This window comes from Kitasatospora sp. NPDC015120 (assembly GCF_043080305.1).
GTDB lineage: Bacteria > Actinomycetota > Actinomycetes > Streptomycetales > Streptomycetaceae > Kitasatospora.
The window spans coordinates 1-14,197 of sequence record NZ_JBIBVJ010000014.1; the positions used below are offsets into that span (position 1 = coordinate 1).

Below are 14,197 nucleotides of genomic sequence, written 5' to 3' on the forward strand. Positions count from 1 at the left end.
CCCGCCCCCCCCCGCCGGCCCCCCCCCCCCGCCCCCCCGCCCCGCCCCGGCCGGCCCGCACCCGCCGGGCGGCCCACCGCCGCGCCGCCGCCGGGCGGGCCGGCGCCGCCGAGGTGGATGGGACGGCCGAGGTGGGTGGAGCGGGGCAGGCCGCGCCGCCCGAGCGGGCGGCGCGGCCCCGGGGAGGTGAAGTCCGCCGCCCCGGTGCCGCTCCTTCCGGCACCGGCCGGCACGGTCCGGGCCGGGGCCGAACTCGCCGCCGGCATCGCCCGGTTGACGGGCCCGGTGGGCCCCTGCCGGCCGCCGGGAGGGCCGCGGTGGCGGGGGCACCGGTCCCGGGGAGGTGTCCGCCGGGGCAGTGCGGACCCGTCGGGGCGGCGAATTCCGGCCGGGGCCGCGCCGTCGAACGGGCACAATGGCGTATGACGGTCGGCCCCCGCTGCGGGGGCCTTGGGCGTGTCGACTTGGAGGCCCGGGTGAGCGATCTTCCGCGCAAGGCAATGACCCGCACGGCACGACTCGCCGCCCTGCCGCTGGGGATAGCCGGCCGCGCCACCCTGGGTCTCGGGAAGCGGATCGGCGGCCGGTCGGCCGAGGTGGTGACCGCCGAGCTGCAACAGGCCACCGCCGACCAGTTGTTCAAGGTCCTGGGCGAGCTCAAGGGCGGGGCGATGAAGTTCGGGCAGGTGCTGTCCGTCTTCGAGGCCGCCCTGCCGGAAGAGGTGGCCGGCCCCTACCGGGCGGCGTTGACCAAGCTGCAGGACGCCGCGCCGCCGATGCCGGCCGCGAAGGTGCACGCGGCGCTGGCGCAGCGGCTGGGCGAGGACTGGCGGAGCCTGTTCCTGGAGTTCGACGACCGTCCGGCGGCGGCCGCGTCGATCGGCCAGGTGCACCGGGCGGTGTGGCACGACGGGCGCGCGGTCGCGGTCAAGGTGCAGTACCCGGGGGCGGGGGACGCCCTGTTGGCCGATCTGTCGCAGTTGAGCCGGGTGGCGTGGCTGCTGGGTCCGCTGATTCCGGGCCTGGACATCAAGCCGCTGATCACGGAGCTGCGGGAGCGGGTCGCGGAGGAGCTGGACTACGGGCTGGAGGCGCAGGCGCAGCGCCGGCACGCGGAGGAGTTCGCGGGCGATCCGGAGATCGTGGTGCCGGGGGTGGTGGCGCAGGCGGACCAGGTGCTGGTGTCGGAGTGGATGGACGGCACGCCGCTGGCGGAGGTGATCGCCTCGGGTTCGCAGGAGGAGCGGGACGTCGCCGGCCGGCTGCTGGCGCGCTTCCTGTTCGCCGGTCCGTCACGGACGGGATTGCTGCACGCGGATCCGCATCCGGGCAATTTCCGGCTGTTGAAGGACGACGGCCCGGTGGAGGGCTGGCGGCTGGGGGTCCTGGACTTCGGGACGGTGGACCGGTTGCCCGGCGGACTGCCGGCGCCGATCGGGGCCTCGTTGCGGATGGCCCTGGCCGGGGACGCGGCGGGTGTGCTGGCGATGCTGCGCGAGGAGGGTTTCGTGAAGCCCTCGATCGAGCTGGATCCGGACGCGGTGCTGGACTACCTGGTGCCGATCATCGAGCCGGCGGCGGTGGAGTCGTTCCACTTCACCCGGGCGTGGATGCGGGCGCAGGCGGCACGGATCGCCGATCCGCGGTCGCCCGCGTACAACCTGGGCAAGCAGCTGAACCTGCCGCCGTCGTACCTGTTGATCCACCGGGTGACGCTGAGCACGATCGGGGTGCTCTGCCAGCTGGGGGCGAAGGCGCCGTTCCGGGCGGAGATGCTGGCGTGGCTGCCGGAGTTCGCCGAGGAGGGGTCGCCGGGGCGGGCGAAGGAGGCGGCGGCGTCCGAGGCCGCTGCGGAGAAGCCCGCCCCGAAGAAGGCCGCGCCGAAGAAGCCGGCCGCACAGCAGCCCGCCGTGAAGAAGGCGGCGGCGAAGAAGGCCGCCCCGGCCAGGCGCCGGAGCCCGTCCGCGGAAGACTGATCCGCCGTCGGCCGTGAACGGCCGACGGCCGCAGGCCGCCCCCCGGTGTGTCGGGGGGCGGCCTGCGGCGCGACGGGGGTCCTGAGGGGTCTAACTCACCGGCGTCCCGGTCACATCAGGGCGACGGCGAGGGCCTTGCGGGCCCGGAGCGAGGCGCGTTCGGCCTTCTGCTTGAGCCGCTGGGCCCGGGCGAGCCGGCTGACGAGCCGTTGGTGCTCGGCCTCCTGGAGGCGCTCTTGCATATGCGCCCGTGCCAGGGATTCATGGAGAAGTTGCATTTCGAGGGTCCTGTTCTGGATCTGGAGTTCGGTGGTCTGCTCGGCCCGGACGGTCGGATCGATGGCGGCGGCGGTCATGTGGTGGTCCTGCTCGTGGTGCGGCGTCGGGAAGGGGCGGATGCGGGCGGCGTCGGCCTTGGCGGCGGCGAGGCGTACGGAGCGGCGGAGGGCGTTGTCCAGCGGGGGCTGCTCTCCCCGGCGGACGGTTCCGGCTCCGGACGCGGGGTTCACGCCGCGACCTCGGTCTTGCGCGGGCGGCCACGCGGCCGCTTGCGGGCCACGACGACACCCTGGACGAAGAGCTCGCCACCCCAGACGCCCCAGGGCTCGCGGCGCTCCAGGGCACCGGTGAGACAGGCGTCCTTGACCGGGCAGGTGCCGCAGAGGGACTTCGCGTACTCGACGTCGGCGGGCGTCTCGGCGAAGAAGACCTCGGGGTCGAAGGCACGGCACGGGATGGGGAGCCCGAGCTCCTCGGCCTGGTCGATCGAGGTGAACTGCATGGGGAGAACCTCCGGAGGGTCGGCCTGGTCGGCCTTGGTCTGGCTTGTCGGCGGTACGGACGGGGTGGGCGGCGTGATGACCGTGGACACTGTGGGCGTCTTCCTCGTCTTCTCAGTGGGTCCGGCTCAGCTGACTGGTGGGGCTGGGCCGGAGGCCCCGGGGGGCCTGGGTGGTCTTGCGTACCGGACAAAACAGAAGGGCCGCGGATCCCGGTGTGTGGGGTTCCGCGGCCCTGGAGGCGCCGACCTGAGGCTGGCTCAGGTTCGTTCTCTCCAGGGTTCGGGGCCGCGGAAGGCCCGCATCCGGACGGCCGTGGCGCCGTTGAAGGCGGCCATGGCCTGGCTGATCTGCTGCTCGTTCTGCTTCTGGGTGTTTCCGGCACCGATGACCCGCGCATAGCCGCCATGCATGGCAATGGCTACGGCCGTCTTCGGTGCCTGGGTCGGTCGCTCATCACGCAGGGAGCGCGAAGCATCGACCGACGCCCAGTCGCGGGACAGACCAGTCTCGACACCGGTGCCGTCGAGGCTGCCGCCCTGGATGCCGTTGCTGCCGGAGCCAGTGTGTCCGAGGCCACTGACAGCGAGGGCGGGGGAAGCGGGAACGACGGAGACACCGGTGGTGTCGAGACCCAGACCGGTTTCGCACAGCTGGACGGCGAGCCGCAGGTTGGCGGCACGCAGGGAGGCGGCGACGACGGTCTGGCCAGTCATTTTGGTGATCATGGTTTCCACTGCATTCGCCTCCTCTCGGCGTCTCGCGGAGCCTGGTTCCCCGGGCTCCGAACTGTTCGGATGTCTGTCTCGGTGAAGCTGGGTGAAGCGGGTGGAGCTCTGTGAGCTCGTGGGTGCAGGGGAGTGCGGCGACAGGCGTCACCCCGGCCGATCGCGTCCCCTTGACCGCTCCGGCAGGCTATTGCGCTCCCGGTACGGCGCGCAAACTATTTTTCCGGCGAGTTTCCCGACGGTCTCCGCGGCGCCTTCCGGCACCGGCTGTGATCGCCCCGGACCGGCTCAGGCCGGTTCGTCCGGCTGGTCGTCCGTGACGTCCGCCGGATCCCTGACGGGCTCCTCCCCCGCACACAACGAGAGCACGGCGGCCCCGTATTTGTCCAGCTTCATCGCGCCGACCCCGGAGATGCCGGCGAGCTCCTGCCGGTTGGCGGGGACGTCCTCGGCGATGGCCATGAGGGTGGCGTCGGTGAACACGACGTAGGCGGGGGCGCCCTGTTCGCGGGCCTGGGCGGCGCGCCACTCGCGCAGCCGCTCGTAGAGCCCCTCGTCCATGGTGGAGGGGCAGCCCTCGCAGCGGCGGAGCTTGCGCTCGACGGCCTCGGTGAGGGCCCGCCCGCAGACCCGGCAGGTGACCGGGCCGCGGACCCGGCGCCCGGCGGAGCGCTCGCCGCCCCCGCCGGCCGCCCCGCCGCGCCCGGCCGGCCGGCTGCCGGGGGCGCTGGAGCCGGGGCGCAGCCCGTCCAGGAAGCGGCTGGGCTTGCGGGAGGCGCGGCCGCCCGGGGAGCGGGAGAGCGCCCAGGAGAGGGTGAGGTGCTTGCGGGCACGGGTGACGCCGACGTAGAGGAGGCGGCGCTCCTCCTCGACCTGCTCGTCGGTCTTGGCGTAGATGATCGGCAGGGTGCCCTCGGTGAGGCCGACGAGGAAGACGGCATCCCATTCGAGGCCCTTGGCGGCGTGCAGGGAGGCGAGGGTGACGCCTTCGACGGCGGGGGCGTGCTGGGCGGCGGCGCGGGCGTCGAGTTCGGCGACGTAGGCGGCGAGGTCGGTGCTCTGCCCGTCGGCGGCGCGACCGCGCTCGAACTCCTCGGCGAGCCGGACGAGGGCGGCGAGGGACTCCCAGCGGTCGCGGACGGCGCCGGAGCCGGCCGGGGGTTCGGCGGTGAAGCCGCGGGTGGCGAGGACGGCCCGGACCTGGCCGGCGAGGTCGGGGGCGCCGTCGGTGACCGGGTCGGAGGCGGCGCGGGCGGCGCCGCGCAGCAGGACGCCGGCGTCGCGGACCTCGGGGCGCTCGAAGAACCGCTCGGCGCCCTTGAGCTGGTAGGGGACGCCGAGGTCGGCGAGGGCCTGCTCGTAGACCTCGGACTGGCCGTTGGTGCGGAAGAGCACGGCGATCTCGCTGGCGCGCACGCCGGCGGCGAGGAGCTCCTTGATCCGGCGGGCGGTGGTCTCGGCCTCGGTGGGTTCGTCCTCGTACTCGGTGTAGACCGGCTCGGGGCCGGCCTCGCGCTGGGACACGAGTTCGAGGCGGTGGCGGGCGGCCTCGCCGCGCGCCTGGGCGAGGAGTCCGTTGGCGAGGTGGACGACCTGGGGGGTGGAGCGGTAGTCGCGGACGAGCTTGACGACGGTGGCCCCGGGGTGCCGGTTGCGGAAGCCGAGCAGGTAGTCGGGGGTGGCGCCGGTGAAGGAGTAGATGGTCTGGCTGGCGTCGCCGACGACGCAGAGGCTGGCGCCGCCGCCGGGGCCGGTCCACTGGTCGAGGAGGCGCTGCTGGAGCGGGGAGACGTCCTGGTACTCGTCGACGGTGAAGTGCCGGTACTGGGCGCGGACCTGGTCGGCGATGTCGGGGCGGTCCTCCAGGATGGCGGCGGTGAGCAGCAGCACGTCCTCGAAGTCGATGTTCCCGCGGCGGTTCTTGGTCTCCTCGTAGACGCGGTAGACCTGGGCGGTCTCGGCGGGGTCGCGGGGGGCGTCGCGGCCGGACTTGGCGACGGCGGCGGGGTAGTCGTCGGGGCCGGTCTGGGTGACCTTGGCCCATTCGATCTCGGCGGTGAGGTCCCGCAGTTCGGTGCGCTGGACGCGCAGCCCGCAGCGGCCGGCGGCCTCGGCGACGAGCTGGACCTTGCGCTCCAGCAGCTGGGGCACGGGCCCGCCGACGGCGCGGGGCCAGAAGTACTGGAGCTGGCGCAGGGCGGCGGCGTGGAAGGTGCGGGCCTGGACGCCGTCGGCGCCGAGCTGGCGCAGGCGGCCGCGCATCTCGCCGGCGGCGCGGGCGGTGAAGGTGACGGCGAGGACCTGCTGGGGCTGGTAGACGCCGCTGCGCACGCCGTAGGCGATGCGGTGGGTGATGGCGCGGGTCTTGCCGGTGCCGGCGCCGGCGAGGACGCAGACGGCACCGTGCAGGGCGGTGGCGACGGCCCGCTGTTCGGGGTCGAGCCCGGCGAGGACGGCGTCGGGGCCGTCGGCGGCGGGGTCGCCGAAGCGGTGGGCGTCCTGGTGTCCGTCGAACGGGCTGCCGCTCAAGAGGTCTTCCTGCATGCGTTCCATCCTCTCAGCCCGCGCGGACATCGCGGGCGGGGTTGTCCACAGGTGCGGTGTGATCGCCGGATGATCGCGCCGGGGACGGCGGATGGTTGTACGTGGGGGCGCGGGCCCTGCGACCCGCGCCGGTTCGGGTGGGTGCACGCTGGTGCGGTCCGGCCGGCCGGGCGCGGAATGACCGCCGGGCGGTGGACGTTCTCCCCCCGGAGCCGCGTGACCCGCGCGGCGCCCCCGCCAAGGCCCCCGGCCCCTCCCCGATCAGAAGGAGTCCCCTCGATGTCCGGCAGCGTGACGATGTACAGCACGACCTGGTGCGGCTACTGCAACCGGCTCAAGAGCCAGCTGCAGCGCGAGGGCATCGGCTACACCGAGATCAACATCGAGGAGGACCCGGCCTCGGCGGCCTTCGTCGAGTCGGTGAACAACGGCAACCAGACCGTTCCGACCGTGCTGGTGGAGCCGGCCGGCGGCGGCGAGCGGGTCGTGATGACCAACCCGAGCCTGCTGCAGGTCAAGAAGGCCCTCGCGGCCTGACCCCCGCGCTCCGCCCGGGCCCGCGGCCCCGCCCTGGCTCCGCCCCGCGCGCGGCACCGCACGGCGGCCCGGGCGGCCCCGGCCCGGCGCGCCCGCCCACCGCGGCTACGGCGCGTCGGCCCGGGCCGCCTCGACGGGCGCGGCGGGCCCGGGCAGCACGGTCCGGGCGGCGAGGTCGCCGACGCCGTAGACCAGCCGGCTGCGGTCGGCGGAGTAGCGGGTCTCGATGACCCGCACCGGTCCGCGCCGGTCGTAGGTGACCCGCGTCTGGACCATCAGCGGCACCCCGGGTCCGCCCTGGAACCACTGCGCCTCCTCGGGCCCGGGCATCCGGGCGACGAGGTGGTCGACGGCCCCGATCTCGGTGCGGCCGAGGGCGGCGAGCACCGCCTCGTCGCCGCCGTCGATCTGGTCGGGCTCCATCAGCGGGGTGCCGGCGGCGAGACCGGCCCGGTAGTGGCTCTCCTCGATGGAGTACGGCTCGCGGTCGAGCATGCGCAGCTGGCGGCGGACCACGATGGCCTCGCCGGGGCGCAGTCCGAGCCGCTCGGCGATGTCGACCCGGGCCCGGACGATCATCATCTCGAAGTCGACGGTGAGTTCGCGCCCGCTCTCGGCGGCCTCGCCGCGGTAGACGGCGCTGGGCACGGCCAGGCAGTCGCGGGCGCCGGGGTCCTGCGGGTCGAGGCGGGGGGCGGGCCCGTAGGCGCGGTGGTCGAGCACCGGGTGCTCGCGCAGATAGGTGCCCTTGCCCTGGAGGCGGACCAGCCGGCCCTCGTTGACGAGGACGTCGACGGCGAGCCGGACGGTGTTGCGGGCGACGCCGTACTGGCGTTCCAGTTCGCTCTCGACGGGCAGGGCGGCCGCGGCGGTGAACTCGCCCTCGGCGATCCGGCGGCGCAGGTCGGCGGCGAGGCGCTGGTATTTGGGGGATTGGGTGGTACCCCGGGGGATTGTCACCCGAGTGAATGTAGCGAGCCGGGTGAGGCGCTTTCAGGCGTTTGCGGCAAAGTCCGCCGGGATCGGTGACACCGCCGGACGGGGCCCCGGGGGCCGTACTGGACAGGGCCGCTCCGGTTACGAACATCCTGCGGAGACGGATTCGAAAAGGAAATGGGGGGCGCGTGGATCAACTCCACACGCCCCCCATCCACAGAACACGCCGAACGCGCCGAACACCCGGAAGCTCGGACATCCGGAGGCCTCGGACATCCGGAAGCACCGAACACCCGGAAGCACCGGAAGCACCGGACCCGTCGGCCGGTCCCGCGAACCGCCGGGCCTACCAGCGGGCCGCCGACGGCAGCGGCTCCCCGTACCAGACCTCGACCAGGTGCCGGGCGATCGAGATCCCGGACGGCGGCAGGATCTCTCCCGCCGCCATCCCCGCCCGCAGCTCCTCCCGGGAGAACCAGCGCGCCTCCGCCAGCTCCTCCCCGTCCACGGTGATCGCGGTGCCCTCCGGGTGCGCCCGGCCCAGGAAGCCCAGCATCAGGCTGGACGGGAACGGCCACGGCTGGCTGGCCACGTAGGAGACCTCGGCGACCCGCACCCCGGCCTCCTCCTGCACCTCGCGCACCACCGCCTGCTCGATCGACTCCCCCGGCTCGACGAAGCCGGCCAGCGTCGACCAGCGGCCCTCCGGCCACAGCGCCTGGCGGCCGAGCAGGCAGCGGTCCTGCTCGTCGGTGATCAGCATGATCACCGCCGGGTCGGTGCGCGGGTAGTGCTCGGCCGCGCAGGAGGTGCAGCGCCGCACGTGCCCGGCGCCGGCCTTCTCGGTCGGGTGGCCGCAGCGCGAGCAGAAGCTGTGCAGCCGGTGCCAGTGCTCCAGCGCGACGGCGTGCACCAGCAGCCCGGCGTCCCGGTCGGACAGCAGCGCGCCGACCTCGCGCAGCCCGGCCGGGCGGGCGTCGCCGTCCAGCCGGCCCGGCAGGCTCTCGCCGGCCAGCGCGAAGTAGGAGACGCCGTCCTCGTCGGTGCCGAGGAAGTACCGGTCGCCGATCTGCGGCGCCTCGAAGGAGGGCAGCAGGACCAGCTCGGTCCCCTGCCCGGTGTCCACCACGAACACCTCGCCGCCGGCGATCGGCAGCACCTTGGTGGACGGGTGGCTCCACGCGGCCGCCAGCCAGGGCTCGTCGAACCGGTGCTGGGCCGCCCGGTCCACCCCGGCCCGGGCCAGCGCCAGGTGCGACGGGCGTTCGGTCTCAGGCACGGTGCTCAACTGTTCCATCCCCACGTGATCAGTCTTCCGGACGGTTCGGGTCCGCGCGGACCGCCGGGGCGGGACGCGCCCGCCCCCGGTCGGCCCGCGCCGGCCCGCGGTTCACGCGCTCCCGCCGCCCGGCCGCCAGTTCTCGGCCAGGTCGGCCCACAGGTAGGCGGCGGTCTCGACGCCCTTGGCCAGCAGGTCCAGCTCGACCTTCTCGTCCACCGAGTGCCAGCCGTCCGAGGGCACCGAGATGCCGAGGAACAGCACCGGCGCGCCGAGCACGTCCTGAAGGTCGGCGGCCGGACCGGAACCGCCCTCACGGGTGAACAGGATCTTCTGCTCGAAGGCCCGGCCCATCGCCCGGACGGTGGACTGCAGCGCCGGGTGGTCGAGCGGGGTCAGGCAGGGCCGGGTCGCGCCCGGGAAGACCAGCTCGTGGCGGATGCCCTCGGGGACCCGGTCGGCCACCCAGGCGCGGACGGCCTCGCGGACCTTCTCGACCTCCTGTCCGGCGACCAGCCGGAAGGAGAGCTTCAGGTGGGCCGAGGCGGGCACGATGGTCTTGCCGCCGGGGCCGGTGTAGCCGCCCCAGATGCCGTTGACCTCGGCGGTCGGGCGGGCCCAGATCCGCTCCAGGGTGGAGTAGCCGGCCTCGCCGCGGGTGCCGTACGACTTGGCGGTCCGCAGCCAGGCCGCCTCGTCGAAGGGCAGCTCGGCGAAGAGCGCCCGCTCGCGGTCGGTCAGCTCGACCACGCCGTCGTAGAAGCCGGGGACGGCGACCCGGTGGTCGGCGTCGTGCAGGGCGGCGGCCAGCTCGGCGGCGACGGTGGCCGGGTTGGGCACGGCACCGCCGAAGGAGCCGGAGTGGATGTCGGTGTCCGGCCCGTACAGGTCGATCTGGGCGTCGGCCAGGCCGCGCATGCCGGTGCAGACGGTCGGCGTGGTCTCGGACCACATGCCGGTGTCCGAGATGATCACGACGTCGGCGGCCAGCCGGCCGGCCTCGCGGCGCACCAGGTCGGCGAAGTGCGGGGAGCCGGACTCCTCCTCGCCCTCGATCAGCAGCTTGAGGTTGACGGCCGGCGCGGTGCGGCCGGTGGCGGCCAGGTGGGCGCGCACCCCGAGGGTGTGGAAGAACACCTGGCCCTTGTCGTCGGCGGCGCCCCGGGCGTACAGCCGGTTGCCGACCACGGTCGGCTCGAACGGGTCGGTCGCCCAGCCGTCCTCCTTGGCGGCGGGCTGCACGTCGTGGTGGCCGTAGACGAGGACGGTCGGCGCGTCCGGGTCGCCCGAGGGCCACTCGGCGAAGACGGCCGGCAGGCCGTCGGTCTCCCACACCTCCGTCACCGGGAAGCCGGTGTCGCGCAGCTTGGCGGCCAGCCACTCGGCGGAGCGGCGGACGTCTCCGGCCCGGCCGGGGTCGGCGGACACCGAGGGGATGCGGAGCCAGTCCGCGAGGTCCGCGAGGAAGGCGGGCCGGTGCTGGTCGATGAAGGAGCGGACGACGCTGTCCGGGGTTTTCGTCATACGGACGACTTTAGTTCGCCCGGGTGCCTGCGAGCGGCCCCGGTCCCGAAGCGCGGGCGTTCCGGGGGCTGTTACGTCCGTCACCCCGGACGCGCGGGCGGTCCGGGGTGACGGGTGTGACGGCCGACGGCCGACGGGCGGCGGGCGGCGGCCCCGGCTCAGCCGGTGCGGCGCAGCAGCGAGATCCGCGAGCGGGTGAGCAGCGCGGCCAGCGCCACCGCGAGCAGCGGCAGCAGGACCACGGTGCCCGCGATGGTGAGCCAGGGGAACACCACGATGCCGTTGGCCGCCTGCTCCTGCAGGCTCATCCCGGGGTAGCTGTCCGCGGCGCCCTCGACCTTGCGCAGGGCGATCGCGGGCACCACCCCGGCGACGACCCCGAGCAGGGCGCCCATGGCGGCGATGACGCCGCACTGGAACCCGGACAGGGTGCGCCGGATCCGGGGCTCGGCGCCGACCGCCGCGAGGGTGGTGAGGTCCCGCTGGGAGTCGGCGGCGGCGAGGCCGGTGGCGATGCCGGCGGCGCCCAGCGCGACCAGGCCGGCGAACACGGTGAGGCCGAGGGTGATGAGGTCGCCCGGGGACCGGTAGCCGCGTTCGATGTCGAACTGGATGCCGTCGGAGAGCTTGGCGAGCGCGGAGAGGGCCTTCTGCTCCGCGGCGTCGGTGGTGGGGCCGTCGGGCCGCCACACCGAGCCGATGTCGCGGGTGGTGAGGCCGAGGCGCCGCGCGGTGTCGGGGTTGAGCACCACCTGGTCGGTCGGCCCCAGCGGGGAGGTCGCGAGGTGGGCGTCGACGGTGACCGGGTGGACGGCCGGCTCGGCGTCCGGGCCGCTCTCGTACCTCGGCTCGGTGAGCTCCAGGATGGCCTTGCCGTCCTTGATGTAGCGCTCGTCGAAGACGACGGCCTTGCCGGCCGCGAGGGCCTGGACGGAGGCCTGGTCGGTGACGTCGTAGAGGTTGCGCAGCAGGCCGCCGTCACCGGCCTGGACCATGGCGAAGGAGCTGCCGCGGGACAGGTGCTTCTCCTGGCAGCGCGGGTCCTCGCGGGTGAGCCGTTCGAGTTCGTCCGGACCCATCTTCACGGCGTTGCGGCCCGAGGCGGGGCAGCGGCGCTCCTCGGGCATCGCGAGCGTGGCCCAGCCGCAGACGCCGTCGCGGCTGACCATGCAGTCGCCCAGGTAGGTGACGCGCTGGACGTCGGCGCGGGTGCCGAGCCCGGGGATGTTGTTCTGCACGGCACCGCGCATCTGCGGGAGCAGCGAGCCGTCGGAGCCGGCGCCCCAGCCGGCGGAGAGCATCACGGCGTGGTCGGGGCCGGAGGCGACGTACTCGCGGCGCATCTCCTCGTCGGAGCTGGTGGTGTAGACGCCGACGGCGACCGAGCCGGCGACGGCGGCCATGACGGCGGCGACGGCGGGGGCGGTGCGGGCGCGGTGGCGCACCGAGTCGCGCAGCGCCAGGCGGGGGCCGAGCGGCAGCCAGCGGCCGATCCGGCCGAAGAGGCCGACCAGGTAGGGGGAGAGCGCGACCATGCCGAGTTCGGCGACGGCCGAGCCGCCGAGGACGGTGAGGGAGCGGCCGCCGAAGCCGCCGGTGGCGCCGAGCAGGGCGAGGGCGGAGCCGCCGCCGAGCATCAGCAGGCCGAGCAGGGCGAGCCTGCGGCTGGGCGGCTTGAGGGTGTCGCGGCCGGTGAGGGCGGCGACGACGTCCTGGCGGGAGGCCTGGACGGCGGGCACGACGGCGGCCAGCAGGCCGGTGACGAGGCCGATCAGGGCGATGCCCAGCAGGTCGAGCGGCTGGAGGTCGAAGTGGCCGAAGCGCTCGCCGGCGAACTCCTCGGCCCGGGTGCGCAGCAGGGCGACCAGGCCGATGCCGAGGGCGAGGCCGACGACGGCGCCGGCGAGGCCGAGGACGACACCGCCGCCGAGGACGACGGCGCGCACCTGGGCGCGGTCGCCGCCGCCCGCGGCGAGCAGGCCGAGCTGGCGGCGCGAGCGGCGGGCGCCGACGGCGAAGGCGGGGCCGGCGAGCAGGACGATCTCCAGCAGGGCCATGCCCATGACGGTGCCGAGGACGACGACGGAGGTCCGGTCGAGGAACGGGGTCGGGTTGCCGCCCCGGCCGGCCGGGTCGGCGTAGAACGGCACCTCGGAGCGGGGCGGCGGGTCGAGGATCACGGCGCGCGAGGCGACGAGGAACCCGTGCTTGTTGAGCTCCACGACCTTGGGCCAGTCGAGGGTGGTCCCGGCCGGGAGCTTGACGAGCCAGTCGTTGACCTCGTCGCTGACGGAGGTGCGCCCGCGCGTGCCGGGCTCGGCGGGCAGCTTGGCCAGCGGGTCGGTCACGGCGCCGGGGCGGGCGAACAGGCCGGCGTTGCGCAGGTCGCCGGGGTGCTCGGCGACGCCGGTGATGGTGTAGGGGGTGGCTTCGAGGCCGCGCGGCGCGGTGCGGTCGCCGAGCTTCAGCCCGGAGGTGTCGAGGAAGGCCTGGGTGACGGCGATCTCGTGGTCGGCGCTGGGGGCCCGGCCCTTGACCACGTCGTAGCGGCCGTGCCAGACCGGGTCGGCGAGGTCGACTTCGGTGACGCGGACGTAGGTGAGGCCCTCGGCGGTGCTGGTGGTGATGAAGGGGCCCTCGCGCAGCGGCACCAGGGTGGCGCCGGGCAGCAGCTGCCGGGCGAGGTCGGCGGGCGCGGTGTCGAGGCTGCGCTGCTGCTCGGGGGTGAGGACGGGCTTGCCGTTCTCCTTCTTCGCCTCGTCGACCGTGGTGATCTTGCGGTCCACGCTGGGGTCGGGGGTCTGCAGGACGACGGCCCCGCGGTCGAGGATCTCCAGGGAGGCGTCGGACTGGCCCATGGTCCGCTCGATCTTCTCGATCGGGTCGAGTTCGGCGCTGCGGAAGAACACGTCGGCGCCGGTGACGCCGAGGACGGGCAGCGCGACCATGGCGACGACGAGGGCGCTGCGGCCCTTGGCGCGCAGGGCGTCGCGGCGGGCGATGCGCAGGGCGACCCGCCAGGAACCGAGGTTCACTCCCCCACCGGGCCCTTCGCGTTGGCGGCGGCGGCGACGAGCAGGCTGCCGGCGTCCTGGCTGGCGCTCTCGTCGACCATCCGGCCGTCGCGCAGGAAGACGACGCGGTCGGCCCAGGCGGCGTGCCGGGCCTCGTGGGTGACCATCATGGCGGCGGCGCCGGCGTCGCAGCGGGCGCGCAGCACGGCGAGGACGGCTTCGCCGGTGGTGGAGTCGAGGGCGCCGGTGGGCTCGTCGGCGAGGACGAGGCGGCGGTCGCCGATGAGGGCGCGGGCGATGGCGACGCGCTGCTGCTGGCCGCCGGACATGTCGTCGGGGAAGCGGTCGGCGAGTTCGGGGATCCCGAGTTCCTCCAGCGCGGCGAGCGCCTCGCGGCGGGCGGCGCGGGCGGACAGGCCGTCGAGTTCGCGCGGCAGGGAGATGTTCTCGGCGGCGGTGAGGGCCGGTATGAGGTTGTAGTCCTGGAAGACGTAGCCGACGGAGCGGCGGCGGACCTCGGCGAGGCGCTTGCGGCTGAGGCCGCCGAGGGCGACGCCCTCCACCAGGACCTGGCCGGCGCTGGGCGTGTCGAGGCCGCCCGCGAGGGTGAGCAGGGTGGATTTGCCGGAGCCGGAGGGGCCCATGACGGCGACGAACTCGCCGGGGTGGACCTTGAGGTCGACGCCGCGCAGCGCCTGGACCTCGGCGGCGCCCTGGCCGTGGACGCGGGTGACGTTGTCCAGGTGGAGAACGGCGCCGGTGCCGTTCCCGCTCGGACCGCTGTGGGACACGATTCCCCCTGCTGTGGTGGGGCCCGTCGCACGGTGGCGGGTGGCGGGCCGGTGGTTCGTTCGTTCGGGCGGGGCCGGGCCCCGGGTGG

Annotated in this window: 11 protein-coding genes; 2 read left to right on the forward strand and 9 right to left on the reverse strand. The window is 74.7% G+C overall.

What is annotated here, in order from left to right; genetic code table 11:
• The first annotated feature begins 476 nt into the window (after window positions 1-476).
• Window positions 477-1,976: an ABC1 kinase family protein gene (locus ACF1AK_RS26340; RefSeq protein ID WP_391501301.1), complete on the forward strand. Its 1,500-nt coding sequence runs from the start codon at window positions 477-479 to the stop codon at window positions 1,974-1,976.
• A 110-nt stretch (window positions 1,977-2,086) separates the two neighbouring features.
• Here ACF1AK_RS26340 and ACF1AK_RS26345 read toward each other — a convergent pair whose 3' ends face one another.
• The 4 genes from ACF1AK_RS26345 to ACF1AK_RS26360 form a co-directional block, all read right to left on the reverse strand.
• Complete coding sequence (locus tag ACF1AK_RS26345; protein ID WP_380288604.1) at window positions 2,087-2,485, reverse strand: hypothetical protein; 399 nt, start codon at window positions 2,483-2,485, stop codon at window positions 2,087-2,089.
• On the reverse strand, window positions 2,482-2,847 hold the full coding sequence (locus ACF1AK_RS26350; protein WP_030309517.1) for a WhiB family transcriptional regulator: 366 nt from the start codon (window positions 2,845-2,847) through the stop codon (window positions 2,482-2,484). Before ACF1AK_RS26350 ends, ACF1AK_RS26345 begins: the two co-directional genes overlap by 4 nt.
• A gap of 168 nt (window positions 2,848-3,015) precedes the next feature.
• The gene (locus ACF1AK_RS26355; RefSeq protein ID WP_391501302.1) at window positions 3,016-3,492 is read right to left on the reverse strand and encodes a hypothetical protein; all 477 of its coding nucleotides are present in this window, start codon (window positions 3,490-3,492) and stop codon (window positions 3,016-3,018) included.
• Between the two features lie 279 nt (window positions 3,493-3,771).
• The gene (locus ACF1AK_RS26360) at window positions 3,772-6,036 is read right to left on the reverse strand and encodes an ATP-dependent DNA helicase UvrD2 (RefSeq protein WP_391501303.1); all 2,265 of its coding nucleotides are present in this window, start codon (window positions 6,034-6,036) and stop codon (window positions 3,772-3,774) included.
• A 270-nt stretch (window positions 6,037-6,306) separates the two neighbouring features.
• On the opposite strand from ACF1AK_RS26360, the gene ACF1AK_RS26365 reads away from it, so the two are divergent.
• The gene (locus ACF1AK_RS26365; RefSeq protein ID WP_391501304.1) at window positions 6,307-6,564 is read left to right on the forward strand and encodes a mycoredoxin; all 258 of its coding nucleotides are present in this window, start codon (window positions 6,307-6,309) and stop codon (window positions 6,562-6,564) included.
• 105 nt (window positions 6,565-6,669) lie between these two features.
• On the opposite strand, the gene ACF1AK_RS26370 is transcribed toward ACF1AK_RS26365, so the two are convergent.
• The 5 genes from ACF1AK_RS26370 to ACF1AK_RS26390 all read right to left on the reverse strand — a co-directional run bounded on the left by ACF1AK_RS26370 (window position 6,670) and on the right by ACF1AK_RS26390 (window position 14,111).
• Entirely contained in the window at window positions 6,670-7,524 is an 855-nt protein-coding gene (locus ACF1AK_RS26370) for a GntR family transcriptional regulator (RefSeq protein WP_391501305.1), read from the reverse strand.
• Window positions 7,525-7,846: 322 nt separating this feature from the next.
• Window positions 7,847-8,797: an NAD(+) diphosphatase gene (nudC, locus tag ACF1AK_RS26375; RefSeq protein ID WP_391501306.1), complete on the reverse strand. Its 951-nt coding sequence runs from the start codon at window positions 8,795-8,797 to the stop codon at window positions 7,847-7,849.
• A 93-nt stretch (window positions 8,798-8,890) separates the two neighbouring features.
• Window positions 8,891-10,303, reverse strand: coding sequence for a dipeptidase (locus ACF1AK_RS26380; protein ID WP_391501307.1), 1,413 nt, complete (start codon window positions 10,301-10,303; stop codon window positions 8,891-8,893).
• Window positions 10,304-10,461: 158 nt separating this feature from the next.
• Window positions 10,462-13,338 (reverse strand): FtsX-like permease family protein, encoded by a 2,877-nt coding sequence (locus ACF1AK_RS26385; RefSeq protein ID WP_391501308.1) that lies wholly within the window; start codon window positions 13,336-13,338, stop codon window positions 10,462-10,464.
• On the reverse strand, window positions 13,335-14,111 hold the full coding sequence (locus tag ACF1AK_RS26390; RefSeq protein ID WP_391501454.1) for an ABC transporter ATP-binding protein: 777 nt from the start codon (window positions 14,109-14,111) through the stop codon (window positions 13,335-13,337). The genes ACF1AK_RS26385 and ACF1AK_RS26390 overlap by 4 nt, the downstream gene beginning before the upstream one ends.
• Between the last annotated feature and the right edge of the window lie 86 nt (window positions 14,112-14,197).

Excerpts from the sequence above, each read along its gene's own strand:
- nudC (WP_391501306.1), bottom strand. The coding sequence starts at position 8,797 with ATGGAACAGTTGAGCACCGTGCCTGAGACCGAACGCCCGTCGCACCTG.
- ACF1AK_RS26360 (WP_391501303.1), bottom strand. The coding sequence starts at position 6,036 with ATGGAACGCATGCAGGAAGACCTCTTGAGCGGCAGCCCGTTCGACGGA.
- ACF1AK_RS26380 (WP_391501307.1), bottom strand. The coding sequence starts at position 10,303 with ATGACGAAAACCCCGGACAGCGTCGTCCGCTCCTTCATCGACCAGCAC.
- ACF1AK_RS26365 (WP_391501304.1), top strand. The coding sequence starts at position 6,307 with ATGTCCGGCAGCGTGACGATGTACAGCACGACCTGGTGCGGCTACTGC.